2 protein-coding genes are annotated in these 1,449 nt (G+C 48.9%); both read right to left on the bottom strand.

The features are described from left to right. Positions 1-116 precede the first annotated feature (116 nt). A complete protein-coding gene (locus FHS03_RS27850; protein WP_183444178.1) occupies positions 117-650 on the bottom strand; it encodes a hypothetical protein in 534 nt (177 codons plus the stop codon). A gap of 82 nt (positions 651-732) precedes the next feature. Further along, complete coding sequence (locus FHS03_RS27855) at positions 733-1,098, bottom strand: DUF4844 domain-containing protein (RefSeq protein WP_183444180.1); 366 nt, start codon at positions 1,096-1,098, stop codon at positions 733-735. Positions 1,099-1,449: the final 351 nt, after the last annotated feature.

Consider the following 1,449-nt stretch of genomic DNA (forward strand, 5'->3'; position numbering starts at 1 on the left):
TCAAATCGAACGGAAATATGCTTGATCGGCTCATAGTTCCACCTTTTTTGCGCACCAATCTCGCTAAAAGGGTGAATTGATCAGCGCTTCCCTAGTGACTGCTTATGGCTACGGATTCAGTCTACTGGCAGGTTGACAATGGCATAGGAGGCAGTATCGCTCTTATCTTCGATCACTACGCTCTTTCCGTTCGCAAATTTGAATATTACTTTGCTTCCGCCCAATGTCGGAATCATTTCATATTCCAGCAGCGTTCTTCCCGCTATGCCAGCAATTTCCCCAACATTGGCATGCGGATAGACCCAGGATTCTTCGGCGACCTCCCATGGCGCAGGCTCTTCTGAAGCCCGTCGCCAAAATATTCCACGAAACTCAAAGCACAGGCGGTGCCAAATGCCTTGGAATTTCAAGTACGTAACCGTTGCTGAAGCTACCGGTTCACCCTTAAATTCATAGCCTTCGCAAACAAAGCCTTTGAGCGTTGCTTGTGTTGCACCTGCACGGATGTTGGCAACCTCGACTTCAGTCAATTTGATGCCCACATCGTACAGGCCAACTGTGTCAGCGATATAAGTAAATATCCAACTATCGCCATGCTGAAACGCTGTGAAGCTCCAACGTTCCTCGGCAAGCATTTCCATGCTTTTCATCACTCCCTTGGAGGAAATGCAATTCTATTGCAAGCGGCTGCTCTTGGCTGCGGATTCAACCGGTTGATGACCAAAGAAGTTTCTAAATCCCTCCCAGATAGGCGGTGAGTAAGCCATCCGAGCTATCGATGCTCAAGATGTCCATAATATTTTCCATCTCCATACCGAAATGCTCACGCCCCTCAGTGTCTTCTCCTTCTACCAGTACAAGCGCCTTTTGAAATTCCGTCAGCACCCATAGTTTGCTCGGATGTGCTTCGACACCCCGCAACAGGCGGTCCAGAAGATCATTCAGCACATTCGACAATCTGGCCTTTTCAGCAGCCGTGTTAGTGCCCGGCAGATTCTCGAGTTTTTCAGTGCCCCGAAATGCTCTCAGCTCGTCAAGGATCGAACTATTTATAGAAAGCGGTTCATCGATGACTTCGGAAAGTGGGTCGTAGTCCATGTGCGAGTGCTGTTTGATGATGTTAACGTGTAGTTGTTTTGAGTGTCCGCAGCTGGCTGAATGCCGTAGCGGCAATTTCATCCATGATAATCAATTTCTCCGCAGGTAGGGCCAATGTCCTGAACATGATCGACTGGCTGGAACTGGAATAGTGAAAGGTGCTCACGCGCCAAGTACTTGCGGTCCACCGAATGGTATAAGATAGTGTCGAAGATTACGAGTAATACTCGACCCCAGGTGGCAGCTCAATGCCGGATTGCGGTGGTCAAGAAATTTCGGACACAACAATAGGTTCACGCACTGCCATTTTCCGTTCATAGACGGCGGGCGACAGATTGCCCAATGCTGAAT

It is taken from the genome of Pseudoduganella violacea, from assembly GCF_014191875.1.
Classification (GTDB): Bacteria; Pseudomonadota; Gammaproteobacteria; order Burkholderiales; family Burkholderiaceae_D; genus Rugamonas; species Rugamonas violacea_A.

Bases quoted from the DNA above. Each gene is read 5' to 3' on its own strand.
- FHS03_RS27850 (WP_183444178.1), bottom strand. From the start codon at position 650: ATGAAAAGCATGGAAATGCTTGCCGAGGAACGTTGGAGCTTCACAGCG.
- FHS03_RS27855 (WP_183444180.1), bottom strand. From the start codon at position 1,098: ATGGACTACGACCCACTTTCCGAAGTCATCGATGAACCGCTTTCTATA.